The sequence below is a fragment of the Shigella flexneri 2a str. 301 genome, from assembly GCF_000006925.2.
Taxonomy (GTDB): domain Bacteria; phylum Pseudomonadota; class Gammaproteobacteria; order Enterobacterales; family Enterobacteriaceae; genus ECMA0423.
The window spans coordinates 2768217-2788654 of record NC_004337.2 but is presented as its reverse complement, the minus strand read 5'-3'; the positions used below and the strand labels follow the sequence as shown (position 1 = coordinate 2788654).

21 protein-coding genes, 4 pseudogenes and 2 other annotated features are annotated in these 20438 nt (G+C 50.8%); of the genes and pseudogenes, 7 read left to right on the top strand and 18 right to left on the bottom strand.

Annotated elements, in window-relative coordinates:
- Positions 1 to 24: 24 nt before the first annotated feature.
- Positions 25 to 540, top strand: coding sequence for an S-ribosylhomocysteinase (ygaG, locus tag SF2714; protein ID NP_708499.1), 516 nt, complete (start codon positions 25 to 27; stop codon positions 538 to 540).
- Between the two features lie 63 nt (positions 541 to 603).
- Here ygaG and emrB read toward each other — a convergent pair whose 3' ends face one another.
- From emrB to SF2700, 14 genes and pseudogenes are all read right to left on the bottom strand, one after another.
- On the bottom strand, positions 604 to 2142 hold the full coding sequence (gene emrB / locus SF2713; protein ID NP_708498.2) for a multidrug resistant protein emrB: 1539 nt from the start codon (positions 2140 to 2142) through the stop codon (positions 604 to 606).
- A 16-nt stretch (positions 2143 to 2158) separates the two neighbouring features.
- Positions 2159 to 3331 (bottom strand) — a sequence feature (Similar to Escherichia coli K12 multidrug resistance secretion protein gi: 1789041 (391 aa). BLAST with identity of 97% in 391 aa. This CDS contains an in-frame stop codon. The sequence has been checked and is believed to be correct.).
- Positions 2159 to 3331, bottom strand: a pseudogene (gene emrA / locus SF2712). It overlaps the preceding feature by 1173 nt.
- 126 nt (positions 3332 to 3457) lie before the next feature.
- A pseudogene (locus tag SF2711) lies at positions 3458 to 3989 on the bottom strand.
- Positions 3990 to 4079: 90 nt separating this feature from the next.
- On the bottom strand, positions 4080 to 4415 hold the full coding sequence (ygaH, locus tag SF2710) for an L-valine exporter (protein ID NP_708496.1): 336 nt from the start codon (positions 4413 to 4415) through the stop codon (positions 4080 to 4082).
- Positions 4405 to 5142 (bottom strand): hypothetical protein, encoded by a 738-nt coding sequence (locus tag SF2709; protein NP_708495.1) that lies wholly within the window; start codon positions 5140 to 5142, stop codon positions 4405 to 4407. Before SF2709 ends, ygaH begins: the two co-directional genes overlap by 11 nt.
- Positions 5143 to 5265: 123 nt before the next feature.
- A pseudogene (locus tag SF2708) lies at positions 5266 to 6445 on the bottom strand.
- 191 nt (positions 6446 to 6636) lie between these two features.
- Complete coding sequence (gene proX / locus SF2707; RefSeq protein NP_708493.2) at positions 6637 to 7629, bottom strand: glycine betaine transporter periplasmic subunit; 993 nt, start codon at positions 7627 to 7629, stop codon at positions 6637 to 6639.
- Positions 7630 to 7686: 57 nt separating this feature from the next.
- Positions 7687 to 8751 (bottom strand): glycine betaine transporter membrane protein, encoded by a 1065-nt coding sequence (gene proW, locus SF2706; RefSeq protein NP_708492.1) that lies wholly within the window; start codon positions 8749 to 8751, stop codon positions 7687 to 7689.
- On the bottom strand, positions 8744 to 9946 hold the full coding sequence (gene proV / locus SF2705) for a glycine betaine transporter ATP-binding subunit (RefSeq protein NP_708491.2): 1203 nt from the start codon (positions 9944 to 9946) through the stop codon (positions 8744 to 8746). Before proV ends, proW begins: the two co-directional genes overlap by 8 nt.
- A 354-nt stretch (positions 9947 to 10300) precedes the next feature.
- Positions 10301 to 11260: a ribonucleotide-diphosphate reductase subunit beta gene (gene nrdF / locus SF2704; RefSeq protein ID NP_708490.1), complete on the bottom strand. Its 960-nt coding sequence runs from the start codon at positions 11258 to 11260 to the stop codon at positions 10301 to 10303.
- A gap of 9 nt (positions 11261 to 11269) precedes the next feature.
- The gene (nrdE, locus tag SF2703) at positions 11270 to 13375 is read right to left on the bottom strand and encodes a ribonucleotide-diphosphate reductase subunit alpha (protein NP_708489.2); all 2106 of its coding nucleotides are present in this window, start codon (positions 13373 to 13375) and stop codon (positions 11270 to 11272) included.
- A gap of 11 nt (positions 13376 to 13386) precedes the next feature.
- A complete protein-coding gene (nrdI, locus tag SF2702) occupies positions 13387 to 13797 on the bottom strand; it encodes a ribonucleotide reductase stimulatory protein (RefSeq protein ID NP_708488.1) in 411 nt (136 codons plus the stop codon).
- Positions 13794 to 14039, bottom strand: coding sequence for a glutaredoxin-like protein (nrdH, locus tag SF2701; RefSeq protein ID NP_708487.1), 246 nt, complete (start codon positions 14037 to 14039; stop codon positions 13794 to 13796). Before nrdH ends, nrdI begins: the two co-directional genes overlap by 4 nt.
- Before the next feature lie 247 nt (positions 14040 to 14286).
- Positions 14287 to 14616: pseudogene (locus tag SF2700) on the bottom strand.
- A gap of 151 nt (positions 14617 to 14767) precedes the next feature.
- On the opposite strand from SF2700, the gene ygaC reads away from it, so the two are divergent.
- A complete protein-coding gene (gene ygaC, locus SF2699; protein ID NP_708485.1) occupies positions 14768 to 15112 on the top strand; it encodes a hypothetical protein in 345 nt (114 codons plus the stop codon).
- A gap of 36 nt (positions 15113 to 15148) precedes the next feature.
- Here ygaC and SF2698 read toward each other — a convergent pair whose 3' ends face one another.
- Complete coding sequence (locus SF2698) at positions 15149 to 15598, bottom strand: hypothetical protein (RefSeq protein NP_708484.1); 450 nt, start codon at positions 15596 to 15598, stop codon at positions 15149 to 15151.
- A gap of 667 nt (positions 15599 to 16265) precedes the next feature.
- On the opposite strand from SF2698, the gene stpA reads away from it, so the two are divergent.
- Positions 16266 to 16670: a DNA binding protein, nucleoid-associated gene (gene stpA, locus SF2697; RefSeq protein NP_708483.1), complete on the top strand. Its 405-nt coding sequence runs from the start codon at positions 16266 to 16268 to the stop codon at positions 16668 to 16670.
- A 46-nt stretch (positions 16671 to 16716) separates the two neighbouring features.
- On the opposite strand, the gene ygaP is transcribed toward stpA, so the two are convergent.
- Together ygaP and SF2695 are read right to left on the bottom strand one after the other, a co-directional pair.
- Positions 16717 to 17241 (bottom strand): hypothetical protein, encoded by a 525-nt coding sequence (gene ygaP, locus SF2696; RefSeq protein ID NP_708482.1) that lies wholly within the window; start codon positions 17239 to 17241, stop codon positions 16717 to 16719.
- A 9-nt stretch (positions 17242 to 17250) separates the two neighbouring features.
- Complete coding sequence (locus SF2695; RefSeq protein NP_708481.1) at positions 17251 to 17550, bottom strand: hypothetical protein; 300 nt, start codon at positions 17548 to 17550, stop codon at positions 17251 to 17253.
- A 98-nt stretch (positions 17551 to 17648) separates the two neighbouring features.
- Positions 17649 to 18979: a mobile genetic element, on the top strand.
- On the opposite strand from SF2695, the gene SF2694 reads away from it, so the two are divergent.
- From SF2694 to ygaU, 4 genes are all read left to right on the top strand, one after another.
- Entirely contained in the window at positions 17695 to 18105 is a 411-nt protein-coding gene (locus SF2694; RefSeq protein NP_708480.3) for an IS2 repressor TnpA, read from the top strand. (Overlaps the previous feature by 411 nt.)
- Positions 18063 to 18968, top strand: a complete 906-nt coding sequence (locus SF2693; protein ID NP_708479.1) for an IS2 transposase TnpB — start codon at positions 18063 to 18065, stop codon at positions 18966 to 18968. Its footprint lies within the feature at positions 17649 to 18979. The genes SF2694 and SF2693 overlap by 43 nt, the downstream gene beginning before the upstream one ends.
- Positions 18980 to 19068: 89 nt before the next feature.
- Entirely contained in the window at positions 19069 to 19227 is a 159-nt protein-coding gene (locus SF2693a; RefSeq protein YP_008439273.1) for a hypothetical protein, read from the top strand.
- An 83-nt stretch (positions 19228 to 19310) separates the two neighbouring features.
- Entirely contained in the window at positions 19311 to 19760 is a 450-nt protein-coding gene (ygaU, locus tag SF2692) for a LysM domain/BON superfamily protein (protein NP_708478.2), read from the top strand.
- Here ygaU and ygaE read toward each other — a convergent pair whose 3' ends face one another.
- On the bottom strand, positions 19761 to 20423 hold the full coding sequence (gene ygaE / locus SF2691) for a DNA-binding transcriptional regulator CsiR (protein NP_708477.2): 663 nt from the start codon (positions 20421 to 20423) through the stop codon (positions 19761 to 19763).
- Positions 20424 to 20438: the final 15 nt, after the last annotated feature.

Below are 20438 nucleotides of genomic sequence, written 5' to 3'. Positions count from 1 at the left end.
AAAAAAATTACCGGAGGTGGCTAAATGCCGTTGTTAGATAGCTTCACAGTCGATCATACCCGGATGGAAGCGCCTGCAGTTCGGGTGGCGAAAACAATGAACACCCCGCATGGCGACGCAATCACCGTGTTCGATCTGCGCTTCTGCGTGCCGAACAAAGAAGTGATGCCAGAAAGAGGGATCCATACCCTGGAGCACCTGTTTGCTGGTTTTATGCGTAACCATCTTAACGGTAATGGTGTAGAGATTATCGATATCTCGCCAATGGGCTGCCGCACCGGTTTTTATATGAGTCTGATTGGTACGCCAGATGAGCAGCGTGTTGCTGATGCCTGGAAAGCGGCAATGGAAGACGTGCTGAAAGTGCAGGATCAGAATCAGATCCCGGAACTGAACGTCTACCAGTGTGGCACTTACCAGATGCACTCGTTGCAGGAAGCGCAGGATATTGCGCGTAGCATTCTGGAACGTGAGGTACGCATCAACAGCAACGAAGAACTGGCACTGCCGAAAGAGAAGTTGCAGGAACTGCACATCTAGTCAGTAAACTATCTTCACAATTAATTGAAAAAAGCCAGTTCAAATGAACTGGCTTAGTTGTACTTAGTGCGCACCGCCTCCGCCGCCACCTGCGCCAAATGGCGGTTTAGCAAACCACACCAGCCCCAGCAGTACGAGGAATATCCCGGCTGACATCCAGAAGATCTCATTGGCGGAAATAATCAGCCCCTGATTGGTGATCTGCTGGGCAATCCAGCCTGATGCCTGCTGTTGCGTCATCCCAAGCCCTTCCAGTTGACTGTACATCGCCTGGGCATTCGGGTTGAACGGGTTTACCGACTCAGTCAACTGCGCATGGTGCATCGACTCGCGGTTGGTCCACATGGTCGTGGTTATCGACGTGCCGATAGACCCCGCCAGCGTTCGCGTAAAGTTAGAGAGGCTCGATGCCGCCGCCAGTCGTTCCGGTGGCAAACCAGACAGCGTAATGGTGGTCAGCGGCATAAAGAAGCAGACCACCGCAAACCCCTGGATAAACTGCGGCCAGGCCGACGCGCAAAAATCCATACCTGGTTCAAAGGTATAGGCACGCCAGTAGAAGCAGACGGCATACATAATAAAGCTGAAGGTTACCAGCCGCCGCATATCCAGTTTATGCGCGAAGCGGCCGATAATCGGCGACAGAATCACCGGAATAATCCCTACCGGCGCAGAGGCCAAACCTGCCCAGGTCGCCGTGTAACCGTAGACCTCCTGCAACAACTGCGGCAGCAGAACAATAGCGCCGAAGTAGAGCATATACGCGAGGCTGATACACAAGCAGCCGATGGTGAAGTTGCGCGACTTAAACAACGACAGATCGACTATCGGGTTATCGTCGGTCAGCTCCCAGACAATCAGGAAGCAGATAGCCACCACCGCCACCACGGTAAGAATGATAATTTCCTGTGATGAAAAACAGTCCAGCTCTTTACCGCGGTCGAGCATAATCTGCAGGCTGCCGATACCAATAACCAGCAGTGCCAGCCCCACGGCATCAATCCGCCGCCGTTCGGTGCGGGTTTCACGTCCGCGCAGGGTTTGCAGTGTCATCAACACCACCGCCACGCCAATCGGCACGTTGATGAAGAATATCCAGCCCCAGTGGTAATTATCGCTGATATAACCGCCGAGGATCGGGCCGCAAATTGGCGCGACAATCACCGTCATCGACCACAACGCCAGCGCGATCGAGCGTTTGGCTGGCGGGTAGTTATTCAGCAATAGACTTTGCGAAAGCGGGATCAACGGCCCGGCGACAATCCCCTGAATCACGCGGAAGAAGATCAGCATATTCAGGCTGCTGGAGACACCACACGCCCAAGACGCAATAGCAAAGGCGATGGTGGACCAAAGGAACAGTTTCACTTCCCCGACGCGCTTTGCCAGCCAGCCGGTAAGCGGGATCGAGATGGCATTCGCCACCCCGAAAGAAGTGATTACCCACGTTCCTTGGCTGAGCGATGAGCCCAGATTCCCGGCGATAGTGGGGATCGCCACGTTAGCAATGGTGGAGTTCAGCACCTGCATGAATGTCGCCAGTGACAGCGCAATCGTCATAATGACCAGTTGCGCGCCTTCCAGCGGTTTTTGCTGTTGCATCACACGCACCTCTGGATTAGCCAGCGTTAGCTTTTACGATATCGTCGATCAGTTTATTGACAGGTGCCAGGCTGATTTCACGCGCGGTACTTACCGCGACCGGTGTTGAACGTACTTTATTTGCCAGTACCTGACCGTCACGGTTAGTGGTATTGACGCTCACCAGCGTGGACAAACCAATGCGCAGCGGGTATTGCTCCAGCTGTTTCTGGTCCAGTTCGATACGCACAGGTAGACGCTGAACGACTTTGATCCAGTTACCGGTCGCATTTTGCGCCGGAAGCAGTGAGAACGCGCTACCTGTGCCCATATCCAGACCAACCACTTTACCGGTGTATTTCACATCATCGCCGTAAATATCGGTGGTGATGGTGACCGGCTGACCGATGCGCATATTGGCAATCTGCGTCTCTTTAAAGTTGGCATCCACCCACATATTGGTGGCTGGAACGACCGCCATCAGCGGCGTCGTTGGGCTAATTTGCGCACCCGGTTGCACGGCACGACGGGAAACATAACCGGTCATCGGACTGACAATACGGGTACGCTCCAGCGCCAGCTAGGCGTTACGTACTTCGGTGGCAGCCTGTTGCACGGCAGGCTGATCTTCCAGTTTAGTCCCCAGAATCATCGCCTGATTGGCATTGTATTGTTGAATAGCGACGTCCAGTTGCGCCTGGGCACTGGTGACGGCGTCGCGGGCGTGTTGCAGCTCTTCGCGACCAATCAGGTTGGCATTGCCCAGCGGCACACGGCGGTTGTAGTCGCTTTGTGCTTTCGCGAGGGCGATTTTTTGCACCTCAATATTCGCCTGCAACTGTTTGCTGTTAATCATCAGCTGGTGGGTTTGGCGAACGCTGGAAGCCAGTGCAGTTTTGGCTTTTTCAAACGCCTGGCGAGCATCTGTCGGGTCGAGAGTGACCAGAACATCGCCTTCTTTTACAAAATCGGTGTTATCGGCCCAGACTTTCGTCACGCTGCCAGACACCTGAGACATAATTTGAATCTGATTCCCTGCCACGTATGCGTCATCGGTTTCTTCGAAATGACGCAGTACCAAAAACCAATAAATCCCTATCGCTACGGCAATAATTATAAAGAGCAAGGTGAGAAGGAGGAGCAGACGCTTACGTTTGCCGCTCTTCTTTACCGGTTGCTGCGGGGTTTGAGTCTCCGCATTTGCGCTCATATTGTTCTCCACGATCTTCTTAACTCATCGGCTGAGCCGACCTGCTTGCCAAAAAGGCCAGCATGTTGCGATGCTGGCCGGTCATTTTTTCTTTTATAAATCTGGATTTTTGAGCGAGATGACGCGTTAGCTCATCGCTTCGAGAACCACACCGTCTTGTTCCATCTGGTCGAGACGGGAGAGCAATTTGCGGGTGATTTGCTCGAGCTGATCTTTTTCTGTTGTGCTGAGCGCGGACCAGAGTTGATGCAGGCAGTTATGCTGCGGTGGTAAAACCTCGCGCAAAAACTCGTGACCTTTTTCCGTTAATTGCAGATGCAGGCAGCGGCGATCGTTATCGCTTTTACGACGTTCGATCCAACCGCGTTTTTCCAGTTCATCGGCAATACGCGTCGCGTTGGTACGGGATGATCCAAGAGCACAACTTAATTCAGAAGGCTGAATACTGTGGTTTTCCTGAGACTCCAGCGTAATCAACGCCATAAACAACGTCTCGTTAATCCCCTGAGCCTTCAGCATTTTATGCGGTTTCTCCAGCAGCTTGCTTTGCATGTGCATGCAAAGACGAGTCAGAAGGATCTCCTGATAAGGAAAATCTTCGTGGGCGGCTGGCGCGAAATTTTAGCATTTGTTCAATGGGCGTAAACGAACTATCCATTTGGGTATGACCTCATTAATTTCAGCCGATATAGTAACGACAGTGACAAATAAAGTAAATGTATTGTTTTAGAAAAATGATTCTTGTGGGTTATATAATCGCCATCACTTTCCAGGCGAGCCCATAGGCCAGCGCACTAAGCAGTGTTGGGATGATAATGCTGCGTGTTTTATAGAAACTGGCACCCAGTACCGCGAAGCCGACCAGCGTGGGCACGAAACGGCGTGTATCGTGCATCACTTCTGGTGCGGTAGAGACAACCAGCAGAGCGCATATCGAGGCGATGCCAATGGTGTCGAGCAAAATACCTACCGCGCCACGTTTGGTTGGGCGGGCATTACCCACACGCAGGCGCAGCGGCAAATAGCGGAAGCAATAATTCGCCGCGCCAACCAGTAACCCAAGCAGCAGAACCTCATAGCTCATCGGGCGCTCCTTGCCAGAATGCCTGGATTAACGCAGTGAGGCAGCCACAGACAATGCCTGCCAGAATGGCGACGGGAATAGAAAATAGCGTTACGCCTGCAAGGGCACCAACTAAAGCTGCGGTAACGCAAAGAGATTGTTTGCGCTGGAAAGAGGCGAGCAGGAAACTCATAAAGAGTGCCGGAAGCATAAAACCTAATGCAGCTTCAACGGCGGGATAACCTTGCAGCAAGCCGCTGCCGGAGAATGCCCCTATTACCGTACCAAATACCCACGATGACCATGAACTGAAGGCAATGCCGATCATCCAGTTCTCGCTCCAGCGGCGATTATTGCGTACCAGTTTTGCGGTGGCGGCGGCAAAAACCTCATCCGTCAGGCCAAACGCCCATAGGGCGGTTTTCGATTTTTGCAGACGCTGAATAATACGGCTACGCAGTGACGGGCCATACAAAACATGGCGAACATCCATTGCCATGACGCTCAGTGCAGCAACCCACAAACTACTCCCGGCTGCCAGCATCGCGGTAATGACGAACTGGCTCGCGCCTGCATAAATGATGCAGGAGAAAAAAACGCTTTCGAGAGGAGAGAATCCCAGACGGGTCGCATTCAGACCGAACGCAAAGGCCACCGGAATATAACTAATAACAATCGGTAAACTGTCTTTGCATCCTTCCATGAAGGTCGCCGAACCAGGAGCAGGCTGTGGAGTAGGGCTTTCCATAGAGTGTACGCTTAACGATTGTTAATATTATAAATAGACTGAATGAATATCTTAACCTTATCAGACTGATGGGCTTCTTAACACCCTTATAAGTGTAAAGCCACGAAAACGGTTGCTGATTGCTTAATTTGCGGCTTCCTGACGATGAAAACCTCGCCACCAGACCAGTAAGTTAACCAGGGCAATCGTCGCGCCAGCCAGACAAACGCCAGCCCAACCGCCATGTTGCCAGGCTGAGGCTGAAATTAGCGAACCGGCGGCACCGCCAATAAAGTAGCTGGTCATGTAACCTGCGGTCAGGCGATTACGCGCATCAGGATGTATTCGATAAATTACCGTCTGGTTAGTGATATGCACGCCCTGTACGGTGAGGTCCAGCACCAGAATGCCGATAATCAACGCCAGTACGGAAGTGTGACCAAACCAGATTGCCAGCCATGAAAGTAACAGCAGAAGCAGACCGAAAGTTGTGGTGCGATTTGCCCTTGTCGGCAAAACCGCCCGCCGGACGAGCGCCCAACGCTCCGGCAGCTCCCGCAAGCCCAAACAGACCAATGTCACCATCGCTGTAGTTAAAAGGTGGAGCGGCAAGCAAAAAGGCCATTGAGGTCCAGAGAATGCTGAAGTTGGCAAAGGTCATGCAGCCCAGCAACGCGCGGGTGCGCAGGATCTTATCGCTGATGAACATGCTGAAAACGGAACCCAACAACTGTGGGTAGTTGAGGTGGGTTTCTGATTTCATTTGTGGCAGACCACGCCATAATGCCAGCGCCATCAGTGCCATTAACACCGAAGCAACCCAAAAGACGGTGCGCCAGCCGCCGAGGTTTGCCAGTAACCCGGCAACGGTTCGTGCCAGCAATATCCCCAACAGCAGACCGCTCATAATGGTGCCAACCACTTTGCCGCGTTTATCCGGTGAAGCCAGCGTCGCTGCCAGCGGAACCAGAATTTGTGCCACGACTGAGAATAAACCGGTTAATGCCGTACCGAGGATCATCATCGCCAGTGACTGACTGCTGGCAGTGATTAACATACCGCCCGCTGCCAGTAAGGTCATCGAGACAATCAGGCGGCGGCGTTCAAACATATCACCGAGGGGAACAAGAAACAGTAGACCTGCGGCATAGCCCAACTGCGCGGCGGTAACAATAAAGCCTGCCGAACTGGCGGAAAGGGAAAAGTTACGCGCGATGGTGTCGAGCAATGGCTGGGCGTAATAGTTACTGGCTACCGCCAGACCGGTGGCGATAGACATCAGCACGATCAGCGCCGGGCTAAGCTCATGATTAGGTTTAGTCATTATTTTTGTTCATCAGGTGATGATTAAGCTGGAAATCAATAATAGCGGATGTTGATGAATATGGGATGAAAGATAGCTTGTTGAAATGTGCGATGTGGTTTGTAGGCATGATAGGACGCGTCAGCGTCGCATCAGGCATTGTGTACAGAGCGGCGGATGAGGCGAAAACGCCTTATCCGCCCGAATAAAAATTACTTCTGCGCTGCCAGCGCCTCATTCACCCAGCCATCGAACTGCTGCTGGTGGGCTTTGATCCAGCCATCAACGTGGCCCTGAATATCGCCTTCTGAGGCTTTGCCGTCATGCATAATGGCGTTCTGGGCGTTAATATCGGCCACTGGCAACTGCATAATGGCAAACAGTTTGGCTGCCGCCGGATTTTTCTCGGTCCAGGCTTTGTTGGCAACGATATGCATGGTGCTGACCGGGAAGCCGTAATTCGCGCCATTCGGCAGTTTGGTATCGGCATTTTTATCGCCCGGCAGTGCGGAGAACGGCACCTGCAACCAGACCACATCTTTCCCTGGCTTCAGCTCATTACTCACCCAGTACGGCGTCCAGGTGTAATAAAACACCGGTTTGCCCTCTTTGTAGCGACTGATGGTGTCGGCCATCATCGCTGCGTAGTTCCCCTGATTATGCGTCACGGTGTTGGTCAGTTCATACGCGGCAAGCTGGTGGTTGATCGCACCTTCGCAGCCCCAGCCAGGGTTACAACCGGTTAAATCCGCTTTACCGTCGCCGTTGGTATCGAACAGTTTGGCGATCTTCGGATCTTTCAGTTGTGCGATGTTGGTGATTTTGTATTGGTCGGCGGTTTTCTTATCGATCAGGTAACCCTGTGCTGCGCCGTTAACAAATACCCCTTCACGATAAAATTTCTTATCGCCACCGGCAGCTTCGTACATGTTGTCATGGAGTGGCGTCCAGTTCACGGCGGTGAAGGTTGCATCGCCGGAAGCAAGCGAGGTGTAGCCAACGTTGTAATCCACTTCGCTGGGTTTGTTGACGGTATAACCTAATTTCTCCAGCGCACGACTGACCAGCAGCGTCTGGAAGGTTTCTTCAGTGATGGTGCTCTGAACTGGATTAACAGTAATGCCTTTGCCCGGCAGATCGGCAGCAAAAGTTTGTGTAGAGATAAGCGTGGCAAACGCTGTCGCAAAAAGTACGCTATGTCGCATTGTTATTCCTTTTTTTGGCAGGGTGATAATGCCCGGCGTCACCGGGCAAGTGCAGAGTTACTTAATGAATGGGCGGGTCAGCAGACCAACAGGGCCAGTGGTGTACCAGCGACGGTTGCCGCGACTGCGTGAGTCGCGCCCAACGGCCTGCGTCAGGCGATCGAGGATAATGGCGAGGATCACAATCCCGACGCCGCCAACGGTGGCAAGCCCCATATCCAGACGACCGATACCGCGAAGTACCATCTGACCCAGCCCGCCGACGGCAATCATCGAGGCAATGACCACCATAGAAAGGGCCAGCATCAGCGTCTGGTTAACGCCCGCCATAATGGTCGGCATCGCCAGCGGTAACTGAACTTTGAACAGCATCTGGCGCGGGCTGGCACCGAATGAGCGCGAGGCTTCAATCAGATCCGCCGGAACCTGGTTAATCCCCAGAATGGTCAGACGGATAATCGGCGGCAGCGCAAAGATGATCGTCACCACCACGCCCGGCACGTTACCGATACCAAATAGCATGACGATTGGCACCAGATAAACAAACGCTGGCGTGGTCTGCATGGCATCAAGCAGTGGACGAATAATTTTCGCCGCTCGCGGACTTCTCGCCAGCCATATCCCCAACGGCAAACCGATGACGATACAGAACAGCAGGGCAGTTAACACCAGCGCCAGAGTCACCATTGCCTGCGACCAGGCACCGATTGCGCCGATGGCAATCAGCGAGACCAGCGTCGCCACGCCCATTCCGACCCCGGAAATCTGCCAGGTGATGAGAGCGAAAACGATAATCGCCACTGGCGCTGGCATACCCAGCAGCAATTGCTGGAAACCGTTGAGGATATAATCAACCGGAACGCGCACGCCCTGGAAGACGGGACGGAAATGGGTAACAACCCAGTCGATCCCTTCAGTGACCCAACTGTCGAGCGGGATCAGCGTTTTATGGAACGGATCGAGAATATTAAAATGCTCGACGTTTGGCGCAGGCGTACTGGTCAGCCAGTCAGCACCACCGCCGTCAGCCGGTGCAGTCGTCGGTGTACCCCAGGCGTCTGCGGATTGCGCGGCACTGTCCGCCGCTGGCGTGGTATCCCACGGATTATTTTGATCAGCCATTATTTACCCCCTCACGATCTAAAGCGCGCAGCAGCATTCCTTTCGAAATGATGCCGACATACTGTTGGTCCTCGTCGACCACGGGCACCGCACAGGGTGCCTGTCCGACATGAGAGAGCAACTCGCTAAGAGGCGTTTGTGCATCGACTGCTAACGGCGCATCAATCAGCGCCGCATCAAGACCTTGCTGCTGCGTTAACGCGGTTTTAAGCGAATCGATGGAGACTGCGCCGACAAACTTATTACCGCGTTCGATAACGTAGCCATATTCGCGATCTTCATCCTGCAATAATTTCAGTGCCGAACGTGGGCCGAAGCCAGGAGTTTTACGAATTAAGCCATTCGGTGTCCGGCGGGCAATATCTTTCGCACTGAACACCTGACTAATATCAACGCCACGGAAGAAGGTACGGACATAATCATTCGCCGGATTATTGAGAATTTCATCCGGTGTGCCGACCTGTACCACTTCACCATTTTGCATAATGGCAATTCGGTCGCCAATACGCATGGCTTCATCAAGATCGTGGGAAATAAAGACAATGGTGCGCTGATGTTTCGCCTGTAATTTTACCAGCTCATCCTGCATCTCGGTGCGAATTAATGGATCGAGCGCCGAGAAGGCTTCGTCCATTAATAATATATCCGGATTAATCGCTAACGCGCGGGCTAATCCCACACGTTGACGCATCCCGCCAGAGAGTTCATCCGGGTAGCTGTGGGCATAATTTTCCAGCCCGACCTGACGCAGTGCATCAAGGGCTTTTTCCCGGCGTTCTTCGGCATTAATTCCGGCCAATTCCATACCGAACGCAGTATTGTCCAGCACGGTCATATGCGGCATTAAGGCAAAGGACTGGAAGACCATCGCAATCTTTTTTCTGCGCACCTCACGGAGTTCGGCGTCGGATATTTTGGCAATATCCACACCATCAATCAGCACTTGCCCGCGGGTGGGTTCAATCAGGCGATTGAGAAGGCGTACCATTGTGGATTTACCCGAGCCGGATAATCCCATGATGACAAATATCTCGCCTTCTTCAATGGCCAGACTGGCGTCTTTTACGCCAAGCGATAGCCCAGTTTTTTCCAGAATTTGTTCTTTTGAAAGTCCTTGTTCGATATATTTGAACGCTCGCTGTGGATGCTCACCAAATATTTTATAAAGATTTTTAATTTTTAATTTAATGGCCATGCAATAGAATGATTTCTTTATTTGTTTATGTCGATATATTACCCAATGGGAATAGTCACTTTTTTCTACCCTAACATACTGAGAATCTGAGGCAACCCCTGAGGGCAAATGTGGCATGAATATTGATGCGAGCAAATCGCCGGAATTTTCCGTGATATAAGGGCTGAGAGCAAATCGAGAAAAGTTGATATTTTTTGTCATAGATAGCGAAAAAACGCCTGAATATTGTAGTTTCAGGCGAATAATGCAACAGAGTATCAGTGTAGATCACTACAGAATATTTGCGTGATAAAAAGCTATTTGGCGGGAATTATTTCCCTGCTGCGGGTAGTGATATTTTTGAAAATAACACCCTCAGAAATTCCAGTCTTCATCTTCTGTTTCAACCGCTTTCCCCATCACATAAGAGGAGCCTGAACCGGAAAAGAAATCGTGATTTTCATCGGCATTCGGCGAAAGCGCGGCGAGGATTGCCGGATTCACTTCCGCCATTTCTGCGGGAAATAACGGTTCGTAGCCCAGATTCATCAAAGCCTTATTGGTGTTGTAACAGAGAAACGCTTTCACATCGTCAGCCCACGGGGTTTCGGCGTACAGCTCATCGGTGTATTGCAACTCGTTGTCGTAGAGTTCCAGCAACAAATCGAAGGCGAAACTCTTCAACTCTTCACGTTGTCCCAGAGATATCTTTTCCATGTTTTTCTGATATTTATAGCCTATGTAGTAACCGTGGACTGCTTCATCGCGGATAATCAGACGGATCAGGTCCGCGGTATTGGTCAGCTTTCCGCGGCTGGAAAAATACATCGGCAGCCAGAAACCGGAATAGAACAAAAAAGATTCAAGAAACACACTGGCGATTTTCTTTTTCAGCGGATCATCACCGCGATAATGTTGCTGAATAATCTGAGCTTTTCGCTGCAACGGTGCGTTTTCTTCACTCCAGGCGTAGGCGGCATCGACATCTTTGGTCTGGCACAGCGTCGAGAAAATCGAACTGTAAGAGCGGGCATGAACCGCTTCCATAAAGCTGATATTCGATAATACCGCCTCTTCATGAGGCGTGAGCGCATCGGGCATCAGCGAAGGCGCGCCGATAACATTTTGCAGCGTGTCGAGCAGCGTCAGGCCAGTAAAAACGCGCATCGTCAGTTGTTGTTCTACGACAGTTAATGTCTGCCAGGCGGGAATATCGTTCGACAGCGGCACCTTTTCTGGTAGCCAGAAATTGCTGGTCAGGCGATTCCACACCTCCAGATCTTTATCGTCAGATATCTTGTTCCAGTTGATGGCGCTGATACGTGAGAGTTTCATAGATATTCCTTAAAGTGCACAGGAGACGCAGCCTTCAATTTCAGTGCCTTCCAGCGCCATCTGACGCAGGCGGATGTAATAGAGCGTTTTGATACCTTTGCGCCAGGCGTAAATCTGCGCTTTGTTGATATCGCGAGTGGTGGCGGTATCGGGGAAAAACAGCGTCAGCGACAGCCCCTGATCGACATGGCGAGTCGCTTCCGCGTAGGTGTCGATGATCTTTTCTGCGCCAATTTCGTAAGCGTCCTGATACAGCGCCAGATTTTCGTTAGTCATAAACGGGGCAGGGTAGTAAACGCGTCCTGTTTTGCCCTCTTTGCGTATCTCTACTTTCGCCACAATCGGATGAATACTCGACGTAGCATGGTTGATATAAGAGATAGACCCGGTTGGCGGCACCGCCTGGAGATTCTGGTTGTATATGCCGTAGCGCATCACGTCGTCGCGCAGTTGCGCCCACATCTCACGGGTAGGTAACGTAATACAGCTGCGGGCAAACAGTTCGCCAACTTTCGCCGTTTTCGGCTGCCAGTTACCTTGCAGATATTGGCTGAAATATTCACCACTGGCATAGCGTGACTGTTTGAACCCGGCGAAGGTTTCACCGCGTTCGCGCGCCAGCAACATCGAGGTACGCAGTGCGTGCCAGGTGATGGTATAGAAATAGAGATTGGTGAAATCCAGGGCTTCCGGCGAACCATAAGCGATGCCTTCCCTCGCCAGATAACCATGTAAATTCATCTGCCCCAGTCCGATGGCGTGCGAGGCGGCATTTCCGGCTTCGATGGACGGCACGCTGCGGATATGACTCATATCTGACACCGCCGTTAAACCGCGCACGGCAGTCTCTACCGTGCGGGAAAAATCGGGGGAATCCATGGTGTGCGCAATATTCAACGAACCTAAATTGCAGGAAATATCATGGCCTGTGCGGGCATAGTCGAGATTCTCGTCATACTCTGAGGCGCTGTTAACCTGCAAAATTTCTGAGCAGAGATTACTCATATTTATGCGCCCGGCGATAGGGTTAGCACGGTTTACTGTGTCTTCATACATGATGTAGGGATAGCCGGACTCAAACTGGATTTCTGCCAGTCGCTGGAAGAAATCACGGGCGTTGAGGTATTTTTTGCGGATGCGTTCATCGGCAACCAGTTCGTCATAGTGTTCGCTAATGGCGATATCGGCAAACGGCTTGCCATAAACTCGCTCAACGTCATAGGGCGAAAACAGCGCCATCTGCGCATTCTCTTTTGCCAGATGGAAAGTGATATCCGGGATCACCACGCCCAGCGACAGTGTTTTAATGCGGATTTTTTCGTCGGCATTTTCCCGTTTCGTGTCGAGAAAACGCAGAATATCGGGATGATGAGCATGTAAATAGACTGCACCTGCCCCCTGACGCGCGCCGAGTTGGTTGGCATAGGAAAATGCGTCTTCCAACATTTTCATCACCGGAATTACGCCAGAAGATTGATTTTCAATACGTTTAATTGGCGCGCCCGCTTCCCGCAGATTCGACAGCAAAAATGCTACGCCGCCGCCGCGTTTCGACAGCTGCAGTGCGGAATTTACCGCCCGACCAATCGACTCCATATTGTCTTCAATACGCAGCAAAAAACAGGAAACCAGTTCGCCGCGCTGCTGCTTACCGCAGTTGAGGAATGTTGGCGTGGCTGGCTGAAAGCGTCCTGACAGCATTTCATCGGTCAGTTGCAACGCCAGCGTCTCATCGCCTTGTGCCAGCGTCAGCGCCACCATCGTGACTCGATCGGCAAAATCTTCCAGATAACGTTTACCGTCGAATGTCTTCAACGTATAGCTGGTGTAAAACTTCCATGCCCCGAGGAATGTCTGGAAACGAAAACCGCTGGTGTGTGCGTGGGCAAACAGCGTAATGACAAAGTCGCGAGAGTAGCGATTAAGAACGCTTTCATCATAGTAACCTTCGTTGACCAGCCAGTTCAGGCGCTGCTGCTGGCTACTGAAGGTCACACTGTTCGGACGCACATGCGTCGCAATAAAGGCGTCAACGGCCTGGCGGTCTTTATCGAACTGAATGCGACCTGCGCTATCGTAAAGATTAAGCATCGCATTCAGCGCGTGGTAATCCATCGTTTCCTGCGTCAGGCATTCTGCGGTTGTCGTTGCCAAAATTCGGTTACTCCTTTACGAACGTTTTCGATATCGCTTTGCGTACCCATGAGTTCAAAACGGTACAGCCACGGCACGCCGCATTTCCGGGCAATCACATCTCCGGCGCGGCCATACGCCTCACCAAAGTTGCGATTACCAGAAGCAATAACGCCGCGAAGCAACGCCCGGTTGTGCTCGTCGTTTAAAAAGCGAATTACCTGTCGTGGCACCGCGCCAGCCGTACCGCCGCCGCCGTAAGAGGGCACGATCAGGATGTAAGGCTCGTCTACCTGAATCCGTTCCCGCTCATTGAGCGGGATGCGCACCGCGGGCAGACCTAAACGTTCGATAAAACGCTGCGTGTTTTCGGAGCTGCTGGAGAAGTAGACGAGCTGGCTCATGCACTGGCCGCGTGTGGCGCTGGATGCAGACGGTTAATCATGTCCGGACGGAAACCAGACCAGCTAAGATCGCCAGCAATCACTACCGGCAACTGACGAAAGCCCTGAGCACGCAACGCTTCCGCTGCTTCAGGAACGCGATCGACATTAATCATTTCAAAATCAAAGCCCCGGTTTTCCATCGCCCGTTTGGTGGCGTGGCACTGAACGCAATCGTTACGAGTATAAATAGTTATGCGCATGATTCGTATTTCCGTTTAAAATGAAGATACGGCGCGATGATACGCGTCGGGTTGTCTCTCTGTTGATACAGAGATACTAGATGTAGTTGAAAAAAGATTCAACCACACAATATATAGCAAATAGTGATCGAAATTACCCTGGATATGAGCGTGACGGGGGAGGGGGATTTTTGTGATTCACCAGGCAAAAAGAAACCCCGAAGACAGGCTTCGGGGTCAAAGACGCGTATTTATTATCATTTTTGCACTACGATTTGCGCATGCTTAACAGTGCGCCGATAAAAATACCTACCGCAGCTGCTGTACCCACGCTACACCAGGGTCTTTCACGAAAAAAAGAATCCGCTCAGCCAACGGCATCGCGCGCGGCTTGCTGGACGCGAGTACGACCATGCATTCGCGCCCTGGTTTCTTTCAGCAACGCCTGAGCTTTACTGCGTGCGGCTTCAGCTTCCCCTTTGGCGTCGCTGCCCCAGGACTTCAATACAGATTCGAGGCTGTCAGCTAATTGATTGACATCATTCTGGATATCCTGCACGCCATCATCAACGTCGTTGCGGTTCGGTCGGTTAAACATATGATCCCCCATTAGAATTCGATGTAATTTTCAGTGTAGACCATAATTTTCTTAACTGAGGTTCATCGCGGCTTTATGGACTTTTCTGAAAGCGTTGTGAATGCGCAATCAGGTAAGGTAGGCCCGCGGTTGAAAATAACGAGGATCAAATATGTATTTACGACCAGACGAGGTGGCGCGCGTACTTGAAAAAGTCGGTTTTACTGTCGATGTGGTAACCCAGAAAGCGTATGGTTACCGCCGTGGGGAAAATTATGTCTATGTTAATCGCGAAGCGCGAATGGGACGTACCGCTCTGGTAATTCATCCAACATTAAAAGAACGCAGTTCAACACTGGCTGAACCCGCTTCCGATATTAAAACTTGCGATCATTACCAGCAATTTCCGCTCTATTTAGCAGGCGAGCGACACGAGCATTACGGTATCCCGCATGGCTTTAGTTCGCGTGTTGCGCTTGAACGTTATTTGAATGGTTTATTTGGCGAAGCCAGTTAAAGACGCGACTGGCGATGCCAGTCGCGAAAAGAAGAGTCAGGCTTTTACCTGCTGGTAACGGCTGACTTTAAACAGTCGGCGGCAATAATCGAGGAAGTAGCCATAAACCGCCCCCATCAACATCGAAACAACGATGTTTGAACTGACCGCCGCCATAATCTGATGCCAGTCTGCGCCCACCACTAACAAGATCGCCACATACACCGGTGACTGGAACGTCACATAAGCCAGGATATCAGCCAGATTTTTTATCCAGCCCGACGGGCTAACTTTGCGTGCCGCGCGCATAAACAGATCGCGGTACATACCGTATGGCCATGCAATTAAGATGTTCACCGGAATCGCTACCAATCTGGAATAAAAAGACTGTTCGAAGCTCATTCCGGAGAGGAAAACTTCAATACACATGTTCACGACAGAACAGTAAACAACCATCGCGAACGTATCTGCAACTGCATGACGCAAGCGTGACTGCGGTGAGAACATGCTAATGCTCCTTAATAAAAGCGTAATGGGATGTTAATGGAGATGAAAGCAGTGGATCTCATTGCCATCTGCATTTTTGCATAGCGTATATCGCTGTCTATGACTAATCAATTAGTGAAAAATTTTTATTTAGTTAGTTTTTGTAGATAAAATATTCCGTAACGGCTCGTTTTTTGTACATTGTGGATTTTTACATGCCAATATGATTTATTTTCAATTAAATCAATTAGATATGATCTTGCCTTTAATTTCACTAATGAAAGTTTGGGGGGGAGGTAACGCTATAAGCGTAGAGAATTCGGTGTTTGTCATGACCGGGTCATTTACAGCATTTTTGATGCCAGAAAATGTACATTAACAGCAGAAAGCACCAGTGAGGGGTGTTTTCTTTTATTCTGTTATATTGCATTTTTATTCACTTCGGTTTTGTCAGGCTTGCGGAGTTAGCGAGCAGAGAGCGCCACTCTGTTCACCAATAACCTAAATTACTCATCAAAATGGCTAATATATAATCTTGAAATTATTCTGAGAGTTTCAGAAAATAACAGCTGAAATAATCTCGCGCAGGACTGTAAATAGATTAAATTTTGTGGAAATATAATAAGTGATCGCTTACACTACGCGACGAAATACTTTTTTGTTTTGGCGTTAAAAGGTTTTCTTTATTATGTCCGTAATGTTACAAAGTTTAAATAACATTCGCACCCTCCGTGCGATGGCTCGCGAATTCTCCATTGACGTTCTTGAAGAAATGCTCGAAAAATTCAGGGTTGTCACTAAAGAAAGACGTGAAGAAGAAGAACAGCAGCAGCGTGAACTGGCTGAGCGTCAGGAAAAAATTAGCACCTGGCTGGAGCTGATGAAAGCTGACGGAATTAACCCGGAAGAGTTATTGGGTAATAGCTCTGCTGCTGCACCACGTGCTGGTAAAAAACGCCAGCCGCGTCCGGCGAAATATAAATTCACTGATGTTAACGGTGAAACTAAAACCTGGACCGGTCAGGGCCGTACACCGAAGCCAATTGCTCAGGCGCTGGCAGAAGGTAAATCTCTCGACGATTTCCTGATCTAATTACTGAGGCCGGATGTCGCTGCTAGGGCGCGTCCGGCGTCGCTTCTCAAGCTCGTTGGTTCCACGGCATCTTATCTAACAACCTTGCCATTCCACAAAAACCGCTGATTCCTGCAAACAGTAACCCGGCACCAACAAAGCCACTTAATAAGAAGAAACCGCTATTTACGGTATAACCCAGTACAACGCCGTTTAATATTAAACCACCCGCAGCGATCTGCACCTGGCGCATTAACGGCAAGGGTTGAGATTTATTTACCGCTACTGGCAATCCAGCTCTTTTCCAGCCATCAATCCCATCTTCGAGTAAAAATATTTCTGCGGGGGCGGCAATCGCTGCTAATTTATCGGCGTTATTACTGGTGCGTTTACCTGCCTGGCAGTGGAATATAATTTGCTCGCGACGTAATTTAGGTGGAAGACCTGACTGTTCCAGCACGGATAATGGAGCCAGATCTGCTTCAGGAATATGTTCACGAAGATATTCATCAGCGTCACGAATATCGATTAACTTTGCGCCGCGTGCGATTAATTCTTGTGCATCATGCGGCGAAATGGTTGTCAAAGCCATAGTGACTCCTTACGGACAATAGACATTTTTCAGGGTGGCGATAATGGCATTTACCGCCTCATTTTTAATGGAATATAGAATGCGTTGGGCATCCCGTTGGCTGTTGATAAGCCCTTCGTCCCGCATACGAGCGAGATGCTGTGATGTCGCAGAGGCGCTCAGTCCGGTAATGCGCGTCAGCTCTCCCGCGCTGGTGCCGGGGGAACCGCTAAGCATGCACAGAATCAGCAACCGTTTAGGGTGGCTCATTGCTTTCAATAAGGCCGCTGCCTGTTCGGTACTGGCCTGTAATTGCGCGAGTTCAGTCATATTTATTTAAGTATTTTCTAAATTAAGTAAACTCTAAACTAAAAATGCAACATATACCAGCCTCAGCAGCGTAAATGAGAGTAAAAGCGTAAGCTGAATAGACTGGCCCCCTGAATCTCCAGACAACCAGTATCACTTATTTAAGTGATAGTCTTAATACTAGTTTTTAGACTAGTCATTGGAGAACAGATGATTGATGTCTTAGGGCCGGAGAAACGCAGACGGCGTACCACACAGGAAAAGATCGCAATTGTTCAGCAGAGCTTTGAACCGGGGATGACGGTCTCCCTCGTTGCCCGGCAACACGGTGTGGCAGCCAGCCAGCTATTTCTCTGGCGTAAGCAATACCAGGAAGGAAGTCTTACTGCTGTGGCCGCCGGAGAACAGGTTGTTCCTGCCTCTGAACTTGCTGCCGCCATGAAGCAGATTAAAGAACTCCAGCGCCTGCTCGGCAAGAAAACGATGGAAAATGAACTCCTCAAAGAAGCCGTTGAATATGGACGGGCAAAAAAGTGGATAGCGCACGCGCCCTTATTGCCCGGGGATGGGGAGTAAGCTTAGTCAGCCGTTGTCTCCGGGTGTCGCGTGCGCAGTTGCACGTCATTCTCAGACGAACCGATGACTGGATGGATGGCCGCCGCAGTCGTCACACTGATGATACGGATGTGCTTCTCCGTATACACCATGTTATCGGAGAGCTGCCCACGTATGGTTATCGTCGGGTATGGGCGCTGCTTCGCAGACAGGCAGAACTTGATGGTATGCCTGCGATCAATGCCAAACGTGTTTACCGGCTCATGCGCCAGAATGCGCTGTTGCTTGAGCGAAAACCTGCTGTACCGCCATCGAAACGGGCACATACAGGCAGAGTGGCCGTGAAAGAAAGCAATCAGCGATGGTGCTCTGACGGGTTCGAGTTCTGCTGTGATAACGGAGAGAGACTGCGTGTCACGTTCGCGCTGGACTGCTGTGATCGTGAGGCACTGCACTGGGCGGTGACTACCGGCGGCTTCAACAGTGAAACAGTACAGGATGTCATGCTGGGAGCGGTGGAACGCCGCTTCGGCAACGATCTTCCGTCGTCTCCAGTGGAGTGGCTGACGGATAATGGTTCATGCTACCGGGCTAATGAAACACGCCAGTTCGCCCGGATGTTGGGACTTGAACCGAAGAACACGGCGGTGCGGAGTCCGGAGAGTAACGGAATAGCAGAGAGCTTCGTGAAAACGATAAAGCGTGACTACATCAGTATCATGCCCAAACCAGACGGGTTAACGGCAGCAAAGAACCTTGCAGAGGCGTTCGAGCATTATAACGAATGGCATCCGCATAGTGCGCTGGGTTATCGCTCGCCACGGGAATATCTGCGGCAGCGGGCTTGTAATGGGTTAAGTGATAACAGATGTCTGGAAATATAGGGGCAAATCCACTGAAACTGGTAGGCTCCGCTAAAATTACTACGCTTAAGAGATAAAATCTCTTTTTAAACAATGAGTAATTTTCTTATAGGGAGTACATATGGGTTTCTGGAGAATCGTCATCACCATCATTCTGCCGCCGATCGGCGTGCTGCTCGGTAAAGGGTTCGGTTGGGCGTTCATTATTAATATTCTGCTGACACTGCTTGGGTATATCCCCGGTTTGATTCACGCGTTCTGGGTGCAAACCCGCGATTAAACCTGTGCTCACCCCCGCGGCGTTAACGCGCCGCGTTCCTCTGCTACACTTTCTGAGTGTTTCCGTTAACGAATGAGGTAGCTATGGGTCTGTTCAATTTTGTTAAAGATGCCGGAGAAAAACTCTGGGATGCGGTTACAGGTCAGCACGATAAAGACGATCAGGCGAAGAAGGTGCAGGAGCATCTGAGCAAAACCGGTATACCTGATGCCGATAAAGTGAACATTCAAATTGCCGACGGCAAAGCGACGGTCACTGGTGACGGCCTGAGTCAGGAGGCGAAGGAGAAAATCCTTGTTGCGGTGGGGAATATTTCCGGTATTGCCAGTGTTGATGATCAGGTGAAAACGGCGACACCAGCCACTGCCAGCCAGTTTTATACCGTTAAGTCTGGCGACACTCTGAGTGCCATTTCCAAACAGGTCTACGGTAACGCTAATCTGTACAATAAAATCTTCGAAGCGAATAAACCGATGCTAAAAAGCCCGGATAAAATTTATCCGGGGCAAGTGTTGCGTATTCCGGAAGAGTAGTTAATTGCCAGCCATCGCCTGCTGGATAATGGGAATTGGCGTCAGTAAATGCTGGCGCATTAACTCACTGGCGCGCGCTGTATCTCGCGGCAGTACCGCCGCAGTCAGGGTCTGGTGCTGATCGTGTTTATCCTCCAGCATTTCCACCGAAAGCACCGTTCGCCGCAGCCAGATAAATCGATAACGCGCCGCCAGATCAAACAACCGTTCACGCATTTGCAGCAAATAGTGAGAACCACAGCCCGCCACAATTGCTGTATGAAACGCCTGATGACGCAGATCCCACTCATCAAGCATTTTCTCGCTGGCGTCACAGGCTTCCAGCTTACTGAGCAGATGCGCTTTTGCGAGAACGTCTGCCTCCCATTCATCGCCACCGCGGGCAATCGCCAGACTGACCAGCATCGCTTCCATATTGGCGCGGGCGTCGAAAATATCGAGCAGCTCCTGCTCTGACATAGACGCCACCCGATACCCTTTTTGATTCACCACCGTGACCAGCCGTTCCGCCACCAGTTGAGAAAGTGCTTCCTGCAACGGCCCAACGCCAAGTGCATAACGCGATGTCAGTAAACTCATCCGTAATTTTTCATCCGGTTGAAAATTACCGCGAATAATATCGTTCTTCAGCCAGCGATAGCCATCCAGAGACGTAATGGTCATGGTGTGACTCCTGAT

Excerpts from the sequence above, each read along its gene's own strand:
- SF2695 (NP_708481.1), bottom strand. The coding sequence starts at position 17,550 with ATGACTGAACTCGCGCAATTACAGGCCAGTACCGAACAGGCAGCGGCC.
- nrdF (NP_708490.1), bottom strand. The coding sequence starts at position 11,260 with ATGAAACTCTCACGTATCAGCGCCATCAACTGGAACAAGATATCTGAC.
- proV (NP_708491.2), bottom strand. The coding sequence starts at position 9,946 with ATGGCCATTAAATTAAAAATTAAAAATCTTTATAAAATATTTGGTGAG.
- ygaH (NP_708496.1), bottom strand. The coding sequence starts at position 4,415 with ATGAGCTATGAGGTTCTGCTGCTTGGGTTACTGGTTGGCGCGGCGAAT.
- ygaU (NP_708478.2), top strand. The coding sequence starts at position 19,311 with ATGGGTCTGTTCAATTTTGTTAAAGATGCCGGAGAAAAACTCTGGGAT.
- SF2698 (NP_708484.1), bottom strand. The coding sequence starts at position 15,598 with ATGTTCTCACCGCAGTCACGCTTGCGTCATGCAGTTGCAGATACGTTC.
- emrB (NP_708498.2), bottom strand. The coding sequence starts at position 2,142 with ATGCAACAGCAAAAACCGCTGGAAGGCGCGCAACTGGTCATTATGACG.
- proW (NP_708492.1), bottom strand. The coding sequence starts at position 8,751 with ATGGCTGATCAAAATAATCCGTGGGATACCACGCCAGCGGCGGACAGT.
- nrdE (NP_708489.2), bottom strand. The coding sequence starts at position 13,375 with ATGGATTACCACGCGCTGAATGCGATGCTTAATCTTTACGATAGCGCA.
- ygaC (NP_708485.1), top strand. The coding sequence starts at position 14,768 with ATGTATTTACGACCAGACGAGGTGGCGCGCGTACTTGAAAAAGTCGGT.
- SF2709 (NP_708495.1), bottom strand. The coding sequence starts at position 5,142 with ATGGAAAGCCCTACTCCACAGCCTGCTCCTGGTTCGGCGACCTTCATG.
- ygaG (NP_708499.1), top strand. The coding sequence starts at position 25 with ATGCCGTTGTTAGATAGCTTCACAGTCGATCATACCCGGATGGAAGCG.
- stpA (NP_708483.1), top strand. The coding sequence starts at position 16,266 with ATGTCCGTAATGTTACAAAGTTTAAATAACATTCGCACCCTCCGTGCG.
- nrdH (NP_708487.1), bottom strand. The coding sequence starts at position 14,039 with ATGCGCATAACTATTTATACTCGTAACGATTGCGTTCAGTGCCACGCC.
- nrdI (NP_708488.1), bottom strand. The coding sequence starts at position 13,797 with ATGAGCCAGCTCGTCTACTTCTCCAGCAGCTCCGAAAACACGCAGCGT.
- proX (NP_708493.2), bottom strand. The coding sequence starts at position 7,629 with ATGCGACATAGCGTACTTTTTGCGACAGCGTTTGCCACGCTTATCTCT.
- ygaP (NP_708482.1), bottom strand. The coding sequence starts at position 17,241 with ATGGCTTTGACAACCATTTCGCCGCATGATGCACAAGAATTAATCGCA.
- ygaE (NP_708477.2), bottom strand. The coding sequence starts at position 20,423 with ATGACCATTACGTCTCTGGATGGCTATCGCTGGCTGAAGAACGATATT.
- SF2693a (YP_008439273.1), top strand. The coding sequence starts at position 19,069 with ATGGGTTTCTGGAGAATCGTCATCACCATCATTCTGCCGCCGATCGGC.